The 14,610-nt window shown below is 37.5% G+C and carries 12 protein-coding genes; 4 read left to right on the top strand and 8 right to left on the bottom strand.

The window, feature by feature from the left end; translation table 11 throughout:
- The first annotated feature begins 89 nt into the window (after window positions 1-89).
- Window positions 90-695 (top strand): fumarylacetoacetate hydrolase family protein, encoded by a 606-nt coding sequence (locus tag EG346_RS11195; protein ID WP_073335193.1) that lies wholly within the window; start codon window positions 90-92, stop codon window positions 693-695.
- Window positions 696-756: 61 nt separating this feature from the next.
- A complete protein-coding gene (locus EG346_RS11190) occupies window positions 757-1,194 on the top strand; it encodes a universal stress protein (RefSeq protein ID WP_123878679.1) in 438 nt (145 codons plus the stop codon).
- Window positions 1,195-1,271: 77 nt separating this feature from the next.
- Here EG346_RS11190 and EG346_RS11185 read toward each other — a convergent pair whose 3' ends face one another.
- Window positions 1,272-1,505: a DUF6341 family protein gene (locus tag EG346_RS11185; protein ID WP_073335195.1), complete on the bottom strand. Its 234-nt coding sequence runs from the start codon at window positions 1,503-1,505 to the stop codon at window positions 1,272-1,274.
- 42 nt (window positions 1,506-1,547) lie between these two features.
- On the opposite strand from EG346_RS11185, the gene EG346_RS11180 reads away from it, so the two are divergent.
- Both EG346_RS11180 and EG346_RS11175 read left to right on the top strand, forming a co-directional pair.
- Window positions 1,548-2,453, top strand: a complete 906-nt coding sequence (locus EG346_RS11180; protein WP_073335196.1) for a DUF6427 family protein — start codon at window positions 1,548-1,550, stop codon at window positions 2,451-2,453.
- Window positions 2,454-2,458: 5 nt separating this feature from the next.
- Complete coding sequence (locus tag EG346_RS11175) at window positions 2,459-3,043, top strand: DUF3109 family protein (RefSeq protein ID WP_123878677.1); 585 nt, start codon at window positions 2,459-2,461, stop codon at window positions 3,041-3,043.
- Between the two features lie 57 nt (window positions 3,044-3,100).
- Here EG346_RS11175 and EG346_RS11170 read toward each other — a convergent pair whose 3' ends face one another.
- From EG346_RS11170 to EG346_RS11140, 7 genes are all read right to left on the bottom strand, one after another.
- Window positions 3,101-5,956: a M16 family metallopeptidase gene (locus EG346_RS11170; protein ID WP_123878675.1), complete on the bottom strand. Its 2,856-nt coding sequence runs from the start codon at window positions 5,954-5,956 to the stop codon at window positions 3,101-3,103.
- Between the two features lie 152 nt (window positions 5,957-6,108).
- Complete coding sequence (locus EG346_RS11165; protein ID WP_073335199.1) at window positions 6,109-6,795, bottom strand: hypothetical protein; 687 nt, start codon at window positions 6,793-6,795, stop codon at window positions 6,109-6,111.
- 254 nt (window positions 6,796-7,049) lie between these two features.
- Window positions 7,050-8,384: a trigger factor gene (locus EG346_RS11160; RefSeq protein ID WP_123878673.1), complete on the bottom strand. Its 1,335-nt coding sequence runs from the start codon at window positions 8,382-8,384 to the stop codon at window positions 7,050-7,052.
- Between the two features lie 138 nt (window positions 8,385-8,522).
- The gene (locus tag EG346_RS11155) at window positions 8,523-9,095 is read right to left on the bottom strand and encodes a hypothetical protein (RefSeq protein WP_123878671.1); all 573 of its coding nucleotides are present in this window, start codon (window positions 9,093-9,095) and stop codon (window positions 8,523-8,525) included.
- 51 nt (window positions 9,096-9,146) lie between these two features.
- Window positions 9,147-11,531 carry a TonB-dependent receptor gene (locus EG346_RS11150; protein ID WP_123878669.1) on the bottom strand — a complete coding sequence of 795 codons (2,385 nt, stop codon included), beginning with the start codon at window positions 11,529-11,531 and terminating at the stop codon, window positions 9,147-9,149.
- A gap of 382 nt (window positions 11,532-11,913) precedes the next feature.
- Entirely contained in the window at window positions 11,914-12,270 is a 357-nt protein-coding gene (locus tag EG346_RS11145; protein WP_073335203.1) for a hypothetical protein, read from the bottom strand.
- Between the two features lie 401 nt (window positions 12,271-12,671).
- Window positions 12,672-14,597 (bottom strand): ABC-F family ATP-binding cassette domain-containing protein, encoded by a 1,926-nt coding sequence (locus EG346_RS11140; protein WP_123878667.1) that lies wholly within the window; start codon window positions 14,595-14,597, stop codon window positions 12,672-12,674.
- Window positions 14,598-14,610: the final 13 nt, after the last annotated feature.

The following is a 14,610-nucleotide window of genomic DNA, read 5'->3' as shown; positions in this document are numbered from 1 at the left end:
AAATATTAATAAATTTCCTCGTCGTTATTGAACAGCTTGTGGATTTACAACCGGATTTCAATGACGGACACCTAAAATAATTAAGAGATATGAAAATCATTTGTATAGGAAGAAACTACAGCGAACATGCGAAAGAATTAGGAAATGAGATTCCTGAAAAACCCGTTATTTTCATGAAGCCTGACACCGCGGTTTTAAAAGGAAATGATTTTTATATTCCTGAATTTTCTAATGACGTTCACTATGAACTGGAAGTGGTTTTAAAGATTTCAAAAGGAGGAAAATACATCCGGAAAGAGGTAGCTCACAAACATTATGAAGAGATCAGCTTAGGAATAGATTTTACGGCAAGAGATCTTCAGAGTGAGCTGAAGTCTAAAGGTCTTCCGTGGGAACTGGCCAAAGGATTCGATGGTTCTGCGGTCGTGGGAAACTTTTTCAAAAAAGAAGATTACAATCTGGATGATTTAGAATTTTCTTTACTGAAGAATAAGGAAGAAGTGCAGGATGGCAACACCAAAGATATGATCTTCAGCTTTGACGATATCATCGCTTTTGCGTCTCAGTATTTTACCCTGAGAGTGGGTGATCTTATTTTTACGGGAACTCCAAAAGGGGTAGGAAAAGTAGAAGAAAATGACGTGCTGGAAGCTTATCTAAAAGATGATAAAATTCTTGATATTCGAATATTATAAGGATTTAACATAAAATTTTGGCAATTTTTTCTTATCTTTAAAATAAACAAAATTAGAGGTCATGATAAATATTGTACTACCCGTAGATTTTGGGGACAAAACGGAACAACTTGTAGAAGGCGCTGTAAAATTCGCAAAACAGTTAAACGGCAAAATCTTTTTGATTCATGTAGCGCCATCAGATATTGGTTTTGCTATCGGTGATATGGGATATCAATATTTTCCTGAAGTAGAAGCCAATGAGATCAGAGCTGAACTGGTAGAGCTGAATAAGATCGAGCAAAGAATCATTGCCCACGACGTGGACTGTGAGCATCTTTTAAAACAAGGAATCGCCAAGGATACTATCCTGGAATATGCAAAGGCTAAAAATGCGGATTATATCGTCATGGGATCCCATGGAAGAAGTGGGATCTATGATGTTTTTGTAGGAAGTTTAACGAAAGGACTTACAAAAGATTCCCATATTCCGGTGTTGGTACTCCCCATCCACGACTAAAAAATACATTTTTAATTGTTAATAAAAAAACCGATCAGACCTGAGTCTCATCGGTTTTTTACTATATAACCAATTAATTAACCTTCTTTTTTATAGATCTTTGGATCGTAGTAAGGGTTCTTCCCCTCAGTTGGAGAATAATAGTCTTTATCTTTATCACCACCTAATGTTACTACCAGTACATAGCACCAGTACGTGAACAATACGCAGCAAACGGCAAATAGAATCCAGTTTAAAACATTTCCAAACGAATCAAAAAAACCGAAGGTCCATTTGAAAACTTTACTTAAGAATAACCAGAAAGACGTCATTATTTTCCTTTTTTAAATTAACTTTGTACAAATTTATAAAAAATGTTTAAATTACTTTCAAAAGAAAGCAATATTTTTTCAATTCCTGTTTATATTGGCTTTCTTCTCTTAGTAGTTATAATATTTAACATACTGAATTTCAACACTTATGAAGCCATCATTGCCGGGATAACTTTTCTGGGAATTGCATTGGGATATTTTTGTTTTCACAGCATTGCGCTCAATTATCAGACACATCTGCCTTTATTTCTGTATACCTTTTTTATTTTCGGACTTTATCCGGGAAACCTGGACATAGGAATTGCTGTTTCACTGCTTACCAATTCTTTTCTTGTTTTGCTGCTCACGAGTGCAGATGAAGACATCAGAAAGAAGTCTTATGTACTGGTAGGAGCCATCGTGGCCTTGAATTTTATTTTCCTGCCAACGACGTGGCCAATGGCGCTTTTCGTGATCATTCACGTGATTGCCACTTCTCAAAAAATAAGTTTAAATCTCTTCAGGTTTCTTTTAGGAACGATATTAATTGCATTCAGCTATTTTTCCATCATGTTCTTTTTCAGTTTTACGACGTGGAATATAGATTATTTCCCGTTTGGAAAAATGAAGCCCATGACGGATTATATTGATCTGTTTCCTTTAATTCCTATTGTCCTGATGCTAATTTATGCAGTATACGACCATTTTAAAAATTACAATAAGAAAAGCCCGATAAGCCGGTATAAATATACATTTCTGCTGGTATTTTCACTGGCCCAGCTGGTGACTATTATTCTGTACATGAATAAAAACTATGAATATTTACTGCTTCTGGCATTCCCATCAAGCATTATCCTGAGCAGGATGATGAGATTTTTGCCTAAATACTGGATGCAGGAGGTAAGCTTATGGCTTATCATTATGAGTTTGATTGCTTTTAAGGCAGGTACGTATTTTAATTTATTTTAAAGATTATGATTCAGATAGACGATAAATTGATTTCAGAGGATATATTTTCCGAAGAATTTGTTTGCAACCTTACGAAATGTAAAGGTGCATGCTGTGTGGAAGGAGATGTAGGTGCTCCGTTGGATAAGGACGAACTTGAGATTTTAGACCGTATTTTTGATAAAATAAAGCCTTATCTTACACAGGAAGGCATCAAAGCGCTTGAAGAACAGGGAACATGGACCACAGATCCGCAGGACGGAATGTACGTAACGCCCATGGTGGAAGACCGCGAATGTGCTTATGTAACTTTCGATGAAAAAGGAATTACAAAATGTGGTATTGAAAAGGCTTATGAGGACGGTGCTGTAGACTGGCAAAAGCCGATTTCGTGCCACCTTTATCCGATCCGTATTACAGAATATTCCACTTTCACAGCGCTTAACTACCACGAATGGAAGGTGTGCAGTGATGCCTGTGCGCTGGGGAAAGAATTGCAGGTTCCTGTCTATAAGTTTCTGAAAACTCCACTGACCAGAAAATATGGTGAGGAGTTCTACGGCGTTTTAAGTGAAGCCGCTGAGGAATGGAAAAAAGCCTATGGCTCTTAAATAAATAAAAACCGCAGACTGATCTGCGGTTTTTTTTATCAATTATTCTGAAAAATATTATTTAACGACTGTTGCTCCTACCACTGCAGGTTTTGCATCAGCTTTTTTAGTATTTTCCCATCCGTCTTCCGGCATCAAGGTCGCTGTGATTTTACCTTTGGCAAGGTATTTTTTAGCCACATCCTGAAGGTCTTTCACGGTAAGCGCTTTTACTTTTTCCTGATAGTTCAGGATGTCATATTTATCGCTGCCATCCAACTGATTTTTAGCAAGAGCACTCATCCAGAACATATTGTCCTTAAGTTCTGTTTTGTTGTCATTGTACTCCCCTTCTTTGTATTTGTCAAGATCTTTTTGCTCAGGACCTTTATCAATAAGTTTCTGAAGCTCAGCCACTGCACTTTTTGTAAGTTTCTCTGCATTTTCAGGTCCACATGGGAAACTGATGCTGAAATTGTATGTACTGTAAGGAATCTTGTTCATACTTCCTCTGGCTCCACCGCCATAAATTCCGCTTTCATCTTCTCTAAGTTTTTCAATTACTTTGATGGTAGCCACTTCTCCAAGAGCTGAAAGAGCTAAAGCTTCTTTTTCATTATAAGGGGTTTCTCCGCTGTAAGAGATGGTGACCATACTCTTAGGGTCTTTTCCTTTTTTATAGACTTTTGAATAATCTCCGGTCATCTGTCTGTATCCGGTATCTTTAAATGTTGTTGTTTTTCCTGATGTCGGAAGTCCACCGATATACTGAAGTACTTGTTCTTTTAATTTTGCTTCATCAATATTTCCTACAAAATAGAACTGGAAGTTTCCGGCATTGGCAAATTTCTCTTTATAGATATCGTACGCTTTTTTATAATCTGTATTCGCCCAGTCTTTTTCCATCGGGAATAATCCGATGAATCTAGGGTTCTTCTGATTCATAAATTTCGCATGCTCATTGGAGAAATAAGCCTGAGGATTAGACAACAGGTTATCCAGCATGGCAGACTGCTTTTCTTTGTAAGCATTGAATGCCGCAGGGTTATAATTTAAACCTGTAAAATAAGCATACGTAAGCTCCATAGCCGTCCCTAAATCTTTCTGGGAAGTTCTTCCTGAAATCCCTTCAAAGTAAGGTCCAATCATAGGATTGACACTCACCTGCTTTCCGGCAAGATAGTTGGTAAGATCTGCTTTTGAGAATCCGCCCACTCCTGCTTCAGATAATGCTCCAAAAGCAAACTGAGTTTTGATAAAGTCTGCATCGGAGATCAGGGAGTTTCCTCCTAAACTTCTTGCAGAAAATACGATTTCGTCATCTTTGAAATCTGTCTTTTTGAAAGTCACTTTAGCTCCGTTGCTTAGCGTCCAGGTTGTTGTTCCCAGTTTAGCATCAGTTTCAGTCTTGGTAATCTTCCCTTCTGATTTGAAAGGTTTTATTAAATTTTTGATGGCTGCTTTTTCTTCGTACGGCTTAAGGTCTGCCATTTTTACAGCTTCGAATGTATTAAGAACCATGGCTTCTGTAGGCATGGTAACGTTGTCTTTCTTTGGCCCGGTCATCACAATCACTCTGCTGTCATCTTTCACCAATTTCTTGATCACGTCGTTGGTCTGTGCGAGAGTAACTTTAGGAAGGAATGATTTTGTATCTTCATATTCCCATGCAATTGCCGGCATCGGTTCCTGCTCGAGAAAGTTTCTTACATATTCGTCTACCAGCATATCACTTTCTGTCTTGTCCCTGTTGTTGTAAGACCTTTCAAGGTTGGACAGCGTCTGTGCTTTCGCTCTGTCCAGCTCAGACTGGGTAAATCCAAATCTTTTCGCTCTTTCTACTTCTTCCAAAAGAACTTTCAGAGCATTCAGCTGATTTCCTTCCTTTACCACAGCAAATCCCTGGAAAGCTTCCTTACTTCTTGCATACGTTCCTCCATGATATACAGATCCGAAGGTAAAAGGTGGATTGTTTGAGTTAATCAGTTCTTTTAATCTGTTATTCAGCATTGCGGTAGAAAGACCTTCTATAATACTCTGGTTGTACTGTTCAACAGTAACATCAGGCTTGTAAGCTTCCGCATCTTTCATAATAAACTGAACCATTGAACTTGTAGCATCAGGATCTGTCTCTATTGCTACTAATGTTTCTTTATGGTTGGGAAGATCAAAGACTTTTCTTTCTTTTGGTTTAGAAGGATTTTTATATTTGCTGAAGTTGTCTTTGATTTTCTTTTCAACTTCGTCTACATTGATATCTCCTACCACTATGATCGCCATGAGGTCCGGTCTGTACCAGTCCTGGTGGAATTTTCTGATGACATCCGGCTTAAAGTCTTCCAGCACCTCTTTTTTACCGATCGGAAGTCTGTCTGCATATTGAGATTGATACAATAGTTTAGGAAGATATTTATCGGCCATTCTTTTGTCAGCGCCAAGACCCAGTCTCAGTTCTTCCAGAACTACCCCTCTTTCTTTGTTGATCTGTTCATCGGAAAGTGTAGCATTAAATGCCCAGTCTTCCATTACTTTCAGACCTGCATCCAGGTTTCCTGGTTTATCCAGCGGAACGGGAAGCATGTATACCGTTTCGTCAAAACTTGTGTAAGCATTCAGGTGCTGTCCGAATTTTACTCCGATAGACTGTAGAAAATCTACCAGTTTGTTGTCCGGAAAATTCTTGGTTCCATTGAAGTTCATGTGCTCCATAAAGTGCGCCAAACCTCTCTGATTTTCATCTTCAAGAATAGATCCTGCATTGATGGCCAGACGGAAATCTACTTTCTTTTCAGGTAATGTGTTTTTTTTGATATAGTACTTCATTCCGTTGGGAAGAGTACCGATTTTCACAGAAGCATCCACGGGGATATTCTGTCCGAAAACATTTGAAGACATCAGGAAGATGACCGCAAATGATGATAAAACTTTCTTCATGTAATTTGAATTTATTTTCGTGCTAAAAATATCAATTATTCACCAGCTGAAGAAGTGTTAAAATTCATATCATAGTTAAATTTGAGTTAAAATTAAAAAGGCAACAAAAAAGCCGGAAAATATCCGGCTTTTGTACTGCAAAATGACAGTTTTTATTTAAAATCAGCATCTGAAACGCCCGTGTTTAAAACAACTTTTGTAGTTTTTATCGTCACTTTCTGCCCTTTTCCTTCAATATCAACTTCGGAAGGGAATTTCAAACCTTCTACAGTCAGATAATCTTTCACAATCACATTCCCCTCTCCTACCGTAGATTTGTATAAAAGGCCGGTTGAGGCATCAAAGTAAAATTTTCCTTTTTCTGAAGATAATACATTATAATCTTTTCCATCCACTTTTTCTACGGTAACCGATTGAAAACCTGCAGGATCAAAGGCCAATGCTTCTACAGTTTTTCCTTTTTTCAGTTCAGCGATATTATCGGCAGGAAAATCAGTTTTCTGGCCTGCTCTTTCTATGTATCCTTTTTCACCGTCAAAAAACTGGGTTACCTTTTGTCCCATTGCGGTTTGTACAGATTTGAATTTATTGCCCTGTTTCATGGTGCTCATGGTAATATCCATCCCCTGAACACTAAGGGTATTGTCTACTACCGTAGATTTTACGGCTTCTAATTTGGCCTTTCCTCCTAAAGCTTTGAAGTAATTATCAATGACTTCTTTGGGTGCAAGTTTAGATTTCACGACTTCCGTCTTTGCGGGAGCTGCGGTGGTCTGCTGAGCTGCTGCCGGTACTGAAAACAATACGGCACAGAAAAACGGAATGATGATCTTTTTCATATCTATAATAAATTTAAGGATGTAAATATATGAATAATGACTGCAACAAATTTAACAAAGTATTTTTACAGGGAATACCGGATCATTCCTGTCCGGATCCATTAAGATTTTTTAAGAAACAAAAATTAATCAAAGAGAATGAGGGAAATAGATACTGCTTCAAACTTAATAACAGGCAGCAGGCAGTAGGAGTCGCCCAAAATAAAAAAACCTCCGATTGCTCGGAGGTTTTCAAATATTTATATCGAAATAAATTATTTCTTAAGTTCTTCTAAAAACTCGTCGTGAGAGATTTTAGTTTCTTTTTTTCCTCCTTTTTCAAGGATTACATCTTTCAGTTTAGCCATCGCTACTTCAGAAGAAATTTGTCTTACCTGCTCCTGGTCTTTCAACATTTCAACAGCGTATTTCTGGATTTCTTCATCCCCTAAGTGGTGGATTCCGTAGATTGCCAACTGGTTTTTCACCAACTGCTCAGCCTGTGCCAATACATCAGCATAGTCTAACTTGATTTCGTTATCAGTCATTAATTTACCTTCAATGATCTGGTATCTTAGCTGACTTTTCTCTGCTTCAAGAATTTCTTTAGCCTGCTCTTCAGACTGAATATTCTGGTTAGAGAATAACAACCATTTTACCAAGAAATCTTCAGGAAGTTTCACTTCTTCTTTTTCAGTAACCTGCTCCAATACTTTATTCACATAGTGAACGTCAGCATTTTGCTGGAAATACTCATCCAATTCAGATTTTACTTTTTCTTTAAGCTCTTCTTCAGAGGTAATAGTTCCTTCTCCGTATACTTTGTCGAATAACTCCTGGTTCAGTTCAGCTAAGTTCAATGCATAGAAATCTTTTACTTTAACTTCTACTTCAGCATGGTGTAGATGCTCAACTTCTTCTTTAGTGAATCCTAATTCTTTAGCCAGTTCTTCGTCACCTGCAAGAGTTTCTTTAGATACTTTTACAGAACCGTCCATTTTCAAAGCTTTTACCAATTTGAAAGCTTCTTTGTTTTCAGCAGTAATGGTAACGTTCTTTGGCTGGTGGTGGTGCTCTCCTTCAGCATCTTCTTCTACAACCTGAGAAATTTCTAAAGCTACATAAGAATCTTTACCGATTTTATCCTGAGGAACCTGCTCCGCAAAACGCTTCTGCATGTTCTCAATGCTCTTTGTGATTTCCTTGTCAGAAGCCTCTACTTTATAGTGAGGAGCTTCATATTTAGCTAAATCTATAGTGAATTCAGGCTCATATCCTACTTCGAAACCAACTTCAATTTGATCAGCGTTGTAGTCCAACTGGTTTACTGGCTGAGGAACAGGCTGTCCAACTAATCTTAACTTGTTGTCGTTAACATAATTGTTCAATGCGTCAGAAACCTGTTTGTTGATTTCTTCGAATGCAATACCTGCTTCATATTGTTTTTTAACCATACTCAAAGGCACTTTCCCTTTTCTGAAACCAGGAACTTGCGCATTTTTAGCATAATTAATCAACTGCTTGTCTACTTTTTCTTTGTAGTCAGATTTTTCCAATGTCACTGTAAGTAATGCACTTACGTCATCATGGTTTTGTGCGGTAACCTTCATTATTGATTAAAATTTTAGGTTGCAAAAATATGAAAATTTTATGAGAATAACCTACTTCTAATCAATTCTTAGTCCTCAAATGTTGATAAATAAAAAACCGCTGAAAATATCAGCGGTTCTATCCTTAGGTAAGTATTTCTAATTACTTAGATTATAAGTAGCTTCTGCGTCAGTTTCTCCTCCTACTACACTTCCCCAGGCCGTTCCAACCTTTGCTTCATTTACACTCTGAGGCTCATGAATAAGGGTTAATTTGAGGAACGGAGAAGTTCCGTCCACCGCTTTTACAACATCCCATTTTGTTTTCAACCCCACTCTTTTTCCATCTTTTCTAAGATCATTTCCGTCCAGTCTGGTAACGGCAATGTTGGATTTCGGAAAGTCGAAAATAAGGAAATGTTCATCTTTAGCTTCTATGATTTCGTTGGTAGCGTCCTCATTTCCGTTTCTGAATTTCGCTTCCACAGTATAGGACTTCCCGTCTTTCAGAGGAATTGTAGGAATACCTCCTGCTCCGATGCTGTAATTATATTCGATCGCCGTAGATCCCGGCGTATCTTCTTTCACCAACAAAATAATATTGGTAAGTTCTTCCTGAGGAAGATCATCTTCTGCTACAGAACCGTCTCTCTGACAAGAAATAACAGTGATTGTAATGAATAAAACAGCTAGTAATCTGATAATATTTTTAGTATTGAATAGTTTGTTCATTTTTAGAATTTTAAGTTTGTAAAGTTGTAATGTAATATTTTTTCTGAATCCTTAGAATTTGTATCTAAAGTTTAAAATAAAGTTTCTTCCTGCCTCATCCGCAAAGAACCTCAAACGGTTCAGGTAATCTCTGTAAGAAGTATTGAAGAGATTGTTGACGATAAGCCCTGCAGAAAGATTTTTGCTGATATTGATTCCCGTTTGCACATTCCAAAGTGAATAACTGTTGGGTGGCGTACTCAAATCAATGGTTTTATCCACCAATTCGCCGTCCACATATACTTCCAGCGGAACATTTCGGACAGGGAATCTGGTTTGTTTCAGAGAGGTTTGATTTTCAACGGTAAAATAGAAGTTATTCCATTTTTCCTTTTTAAACTGTAATGCGTTGGAGAAATTCGGTGGCATCATCAGAATCAAAGGTTCATGGTTGGTATCATCCTGTCCGTGAACGTAACTTCCTTTTCCCACATAGGTAAGGTCATCCGTAAGTTTCCAGTTGATATCAAGGTCTACCCCGTACATCCTGGCATCGATCTGCTGATAGGCCCACTCGGGAAATACCCCTCTGATTGTTCCCTTGATTCCCACAGGAACCTGATTGATAAAGTTTTTAGTGATAAAAAAATAGGGGTTTACAGAAATATTCAGTCCTTTCAAGACATTGAATTTTGAGTCTACTGTTAAGTTAAACTGATGTCCCTCTTCATTTTTCAATGCCATATCTCCGGTTTCGATCACTCCTGCAGAATGGTGTAATCCGTCCGAAAATAACTCTGCAACATTCGGCGATCTGCCCACTTTTGCATAGTTAAATTTCAGATCAAAATTTGATCCCGGGCGGTATTCCAAACCTGCATTAAAGGAAACATTATTGTAATTAAGCTGGGGACGCGTCAGAATTCTGTTTTGGCTTTTCTTCACATAAAATTGAGGATAGGTGTCGGCATATAATTTTTCCCAGTCACTTTGATCGTACCATTTGGTCACATCATAACGGGTGAAATCATATCTTGCGCCAGCCTCGAAATTAAATTTAGAAGAAATCTTATATTTAAATACAGAATAAGCTCCTGCAGAATATTTATCATAATTAGGAATCAAACGTCTTGCTTTTGTCGCAGGATCTGAATAATTGTTTTGAAAACCTGCATCAATTCCTGTTTCCAGAGACCATTTGCCTCTTTCCAATAAATCATTAAGATTAAACTGATGAGTCATCAGCTCTAAATCTAAAGAAGGGATATCATTCAGTTCACCTCTCCGGATATCATATTCCTGTCTGTGATTGTACTGATAACTATAGGTTGCTGACAGTTTTCCAATATTTTCAAATCTTTTAAAAGCTGAAACTTTTGCAATATGATGCTCCACAACCTGTCTTGGATTATCAATATCATAACTGAATTTTCCTGAGTAAACAGGTGGATTTGCCGTCATTGCCCTGTCATAATCCCCGGAAGTAGAAACGTGCGAATCTCTCAAAATTCCTATATTCTGGTTCGTCAGGTAATAGTCAAATGAAATTCCTTTTTCATAACTGTTGTTCTGAACCGTAAAATTGAAAGAAGAAAAATCCATTCCCGTATTCTTCAGATTATAATCGGGAGCACTCTGATCTCCTAATTTTTTGACACTGCCGCGGGATTTCACAGCCCATCCGTTTTTCCAGACTTTAGCAACATCTACATCCAGTCCCAGCCCTCTGCCATTTGAGATCCCTGTAAGTCCGACCGACCCTTTAATCGTGTCTTTTTTAGGAAAAATTTCAGGTTCCAGCACCACCACTCCTCCGATAGCATCACTTCCGTATTTCAATGCAGAAGCTCCTTTGATCACATCGATGTGCTGAAAATTATTAATATCAACATTGGGAGCATGTTCTACTCCCCATTCCTGTTCTGCAAGCTTTACTCCGTTATTCAAAATAGAAATTCTGCTTCCATACAAGCCGTGAATAACAGGTTTTGAAATATTATTCCCTGTTTTTAAAGTGGCAACCCCAGAAATTTTTGATAATATATTCCCCAGGTTATCGGTAGAATTCCTCTCGATTTCAGATCTATCTAAGGTTTTAATGATCAGAGAACCATTAGATTTATGACTCCCATGAATGGTCACCGTTTCTATATCATGGCTGTGGTGCTCTAACTTAATGACCAATTGTAAATCCTGACTAACTTCTATATTTTCAGTATAATCATTACAATCAGGATGTTTGGCAATGAGCGTATATTTTCCCGCAGGAATTTTATTCAGTATAAACTTACCTTTAGTATCGGTTTTAGCAGTAAATCCACCGATATTCACCACCGCATTTTGCAGCATGGTTTTATCGTGAAAATCCTGAACAGTTCCTTCTACCGAATATGATTTTTGTGCACTTATTGACACCAGTCCACAAAAGACCAGCATCAGACTATATATCAATTTCATTGTCTATAGATTGATTGCGTACCTTTTACCGGTACATTTTTTCGTAAAAATTTATTGTGTGGGTTTGTAAGTCAGATTACAGATAAGAGACTTCTACCAATGAATCAATATCAATCCATTCTCAAATATATAAAGCATGCTAGTGCATGAACTTATGTACTCTCCAACTTTGATATCACGGAACTTTCATCCCAAATCATCAATAAGGAAAACATTTGTATTAAAGTCTTTCAGAAAATTCTTCCAGCCTTAAAACTCGTTATTGAACAAGAATCATGTACCTTATTTATCCCAAAACCCGCATCCAACAGCTATCAAACAATAGCTTTAAACCCAAAGTATTGAACTTTAAAATCAATTAAAGCCCATAAAAATCTATGATTTATGAAATTGAGGGAGGCCCCCGAAGCTGAAAAGTGAATTTGGTCTGAGACCATATTTTTTCCTGAACGGCCATCACCTGTTTTACTTCGTGCGTAAAATGTTCGAAAGTAAAATTGTATTCGTCCGGAACCAGTGTATGTCCTGTAGCTAAGAAATGACACGCGAGACAATCGCCGGGCTTTTCTTTAGCCGAAGTTTTGGTCATGGCATGTTCTGTCTTCTTAAGATTGAAACTCTTAAAGTAGTCGACAGCGTCATGGTGGTGAAAACTTTGAGAAAACAGTGCAATGAAGTAAATCCCAAACAAAAGTTTGGAAATAAAGTTCTTCAGATTTCTGCTTTCCTTAAAAATCATTTTGTAAAATTATAAAAATAATTTAAGTTTTAAATTAAGTTTTGGTTAAACACTTCATTAAAACTGTTCAATACGTCGGTAAAAGTAGTTTTTTGTTACAAAAAGATACTTTGACAGAGGTAATTATTTTTTTATTTATTTTTTTTATAGTAAAAAATCCTTCGGCTTCGCTCGGGGTGACATTCCTAATACCAACTGTAATTTACTGTGATAGCCACAAAAATAAAAAACGTATTATTTTAAAACTGTCATCCTGAGCAGAGCCGAAGGATCTATATCTCTTGTTATTTTGTATCATAATTGGATATTCAAGAAGTTGTAAAATGCAAAATATAAGATTTAAATATCCTTGTTATCCGCAAATCAATTTCAATTCCTCCATTCATGAAAATCTGCCATACTTAAGCCAGCTGAGAACCTAAATGCTCCCATTCCTGTAAAGCAACTTCCAGTTCTTCTTTGGTTTTATTATATTTTTCCAAAGTTTCTTCAGTAGGGTTTTCTTTTGTAAAAGTAGCTTCCATAGTTTCAATTTCAGACTCCAGTTCAGAAATTTTTTCTTCTACTTTCTTTAATTTATTCTGAATATTTTTTTGTTCCTTGCTGACAATCGTTGATTTTTCTTCCACCTTCACTTCTTTCGGAGCTGGTTTTGCCTCAACCTTTACATCTTCACTGTGAAGTTTTGCTTTTTCAGCAGAAATTTCTCTAAGCGTTTCCTTTTGTCTGTATTCAAGATATTCGCCAACACTTCCCAGGAATTCTTTCATTCTTCCGTCACGGAATTCATAAATCTTATCACAAAGTCCATCCAGGAATTCTCTGTCGTGAGAAATCACGATCAATGTTCCCTGAAAGTTCTGTAAGGCCAGTTTGATAATTTCCTTAGACTGAATATCAAGGTGGTTGGTAGGCTCATCCATGATCAACGTGTTGAATGGACGAAGCAGTAATTTACAAAGCGCCAGACGGTTTCTTTCTCCTCCGGAAAGCACTTTTGTTTTTTTGGAAACAGCTTCTCCTTGAAATAGGAAAGATCCTAATAAATCTCTTACTCTAGGTCTGGTTTCTTCTGTTGCCGCATCTTCGGCTTCTTCTAAAACGGTTTTATTTGGGGTCAGTACTTCTTCCTGATTTTGGGCAAAGTATCCGATGTTGACGTTATGTCCTAAATTCCAGGTTCCTGAATAATCCTTAATTTCTCCGGCAAGAATTTTCGCCAACGTAGTTTTTCCCTGTCCGTTCTGTCCTAAAAGGGCAATTCTGTCTCCTCTCTGAACAATAAAGTCTACATCATCAAAAATTTGTTTTTTTCCGTATGCTTTTCCTAAATGCTCAGCTTCAAAAATCACTTTTCCGGGAACCATAGATTGTACGAAACGGATGTTGAATTTGGAAACATCTTCATTATCCACTTCAATACGCTCGATTTTATCTAATTTTTTAATAAGGGACTGTGCGAAGGAAGCTTTGGTAGCACTTGCACGGAACTTATTGATGTTATCCTCCATCTGCTTGATCTCTGCATCCTGGTTCTTTTTGGCCCCGATGAGTTTCTCGCGGCGTTCTTCACGCATGATCAGATATTTGGAGTAATTCGCTTTATAATCGTCAACTTTTTTATTATTGATATCGAAAGTCCTGTTGCAGACCGCGGTCATAAACTGCTTATCGTGACTTACCAGAACGATGGCTCCGGGATAGTCTTTCAGGAAGTTTTCCAGCCAGATAATGGATTCCATATCCAGGTGGTTGGTAGGCTCATCGAGAAGCATGATATCATTTTTCTGAAGCAGCAGTTTAGCCAGTTCAATTCTCATTCTCCAGCCTCCGGAAAATTCGTCGGTGATTTTTTGGAAATCATCCGCTCTGAATCCTAAACCGAACAATACTTTTTCCATATCGCCTTCAAGATTGTAAGCGTCATGGTTCATCAGAAGATCGTTCAGCTCTGTCATTTTATTGATCAGATCCGTGTACGCATCACTTTCATAATCTGTTCTTACGGCCATCTGATGATTTACCTCTTCCAGTTCGTTTTTCCAGGCATTGATCTGTTCAAAGGCCTGCATGGTTTCAGCCCATACGGTTCTTCCTTTGACGAAATCCAGATCCTGCTTCAGGAAACCAATGGTAGCACCTCCCTCGCGAACGACAGTTCCTTCGTAGAAATTAATTTCCCCTGAAAGCATTTTCAATAAAGTGGATTTCCCCGCTCCATTTTTTCCCACGAGACCAACTTTGTCATCCTTTTTAATGGTGAAATTGGTATTTTGAAACAGATAGTTTCCCGAATGATGTAATCCTAAACCTTGAACAGAAAGCATTTTATTAAATAAA

Origin of the sequence: Chryseobacterium carnipullorum, assembly GCF_003815695.1 — a bacterium.
Classification (GTDB): Bacteria; Bacteroidota; Bacteroidia; order Flavobacteriales; family Weeksellaceae; genus Chryseobacterium; species Chryseobacterium carnipullorum.
Note: the sequence above shows the minus strand (reverse complement) of the source record. Positions and strands in the feature narration are given on the sequence as shown.